Raw genomic sequence first — 1957 nt, forward strand, 5'->3', positions numbered from 1 at the left:
GTGCGTTTGGTCCTTGAGAACTCAACAGCGTGCACATTGTCAAATGCCAAATTATACCCTGGCATTGCTTGTGGCTTCATCTTTGGTGGGGTTGTGAGTGGTGTTTAGGTTTCTTTGAGATTGATGGACAACAACAATCGTCAGATTGTTTTGTTCTTTAGTCAGCATCAAATTCAGCAGTCATGGCCTATTCCGGTTGTGCTGTTTTTTCTTTTACGGAGAGTTTGATCCTGGCTCAGGACGAACGCTGGCGGCGTGCTTAACACATGCAAGTCGAACGATGAACTGGAGCTTGCTCCAGGGATTAGTGGCGAACGGGTGAGTAACACGTGAGTAACCTGCCCTTGACTCTGGGATAAGCGCTAGAAATGGCGTCTAATACCGGATACGAGCTTCAGCCGCATGGCTAGGAGTTGGAAAGAATTTTGGTCAAGGATGGACTCGCGGCCTATCAGCTAGTTGGTGAGGTAATGGCTCACCAAGGCGACGACGGGTAGCCGGCCTGAGAGGGTGACCGGCCACACTGGGACTGAGACACGGCCCAGACTCCTACGGGAGGCAGCAGTGGGGAATATTGCACAATGGGCGAAAGCCTGATGCAGCAACGCCGCGTGAGGGATGACGGCCTTCGGGTTGTAAACCTCTTTTAGTAGGGAAGAAGCGAAAGTGACGGTACCTGCAGAAAAAGCACCGGCTAACTACGTGCCAGCAGCCGCGGTAATACGTAGGGTGCAAGCGTTGTCCGGAATTATTGGGCGTAAAGAGCTCGTAGGCGGTTTGTCGCGTCTGCTGTGAAATCTGGGGGCTCAACCCCCAGCCTGCAGTGGGTACGGGCAGACTAGAGTGCGGTAGGGGAGATTGGAATTCCTGGTGTAGCGGTGGAATGCGCAGATATCAGGAGGAACACCGATGGCGAAGGCAGATCTCTGGGCCGTAACTGACGCTGAGGAGCGAAAGCATGGGGAGCGAACAGGATTAGATACCCTGGTAGTCCATGCCGTAAACGTTGGGAACTAGATGTGGGGGCCATTCCACGGTCTCCGTGTCGCAGCTAACGCATTAAGTTCCCCGCCTGGGGAGTACGGCCGCAAGGCTAAAACTCAAAGGAATTGACGGGGGCCCGCACAAGCGGCGGAGCATGCGGATTAATTCGATGCAACGCGAAGAACCTTACCAAGGCTTGACATATACCGGAAACGTCCAGAGATGGTCGCCCCGCAAGGTCGGTATACAGGTGGTGCATGGTTGTCGTCAGCTCGTGTCGTGAGATGTTGGGTTAAGTCCCGCAACGAGCGCAACCCTCGTTCTATGTTGCCAGCACGTTATGGTGGGAACTCATAGGAGACTGCCGGGGTCAACTCGGAGGAAGGTGGGGATGACGTCAAATCATCATGCCCCTTATGTCTTGGGCTTCACGCATGCTACAATGGCCGGTACAAAGGGCTGCGATACCGTAAGGTGGAGCGAATCCCAAAAAGCCGGTCTCAGTTCGGATTGAGGTCTGCAACTCGACCTCATGAAGTCGGAGTCGCTAGTAATCGCAGATCAGCAACGCTGCGGTGAATACGTTCCCGGGCCTTGTACACACCGCCCGTCAAGTCATGAAAGTCGGTAACACCCGAAGCCAGTGGCCTAACCCTTGTGGATGGAGCTGTCGAAGGTGGGATCGGTGATTAGGACTAAGTCGTAACAAGGTAGCCGTACCGGAAGGTGCGGCTGGATCACCTCCTTTCTAAGGAGCATGTACTCGCCCCGCGGTATACACGGGGGTCAACGAGTCAAGTCGGTTTCGAAGCGAATGTCTTCGGCCGGCGCTCATGGGTGGAACATTGACAATGGCTCTTCGCGGAGAGCATCAGCGCTAGTACGGCACCTTCGGGTGTCTGGAAGGTGAGGGTGTTCGAGGTGGGGGGCGTGCACGCTGTTGGGTCCTGAGGGACCAAGCACCCATGCTTTT

At 54.8% G+C, this 1957-nt stretch carries 1 rRNA gene; it reads left to right on the forward strand.

Annotated elements, in window-relative coordinates:
• Positions 1-212: 212 nt before the first annotated feature.
• Positions 213-1732, forward strand: a 16S ribosomal RNA gene (locus IFT36_RS15925).
• The last annotated feature ends 225 nt before the right edge of the window (positions 1733-1957 follow it).

Source organism: Frigoribacterium sp. CFBP 13605, assembly GCF_014839405.1.
Classification (GTDB): domain Bacteria; phylum Actinomycetota; class Actinomycetes; order Actinomycetales; family Microbacteriaceae; genus Frigoribacterium.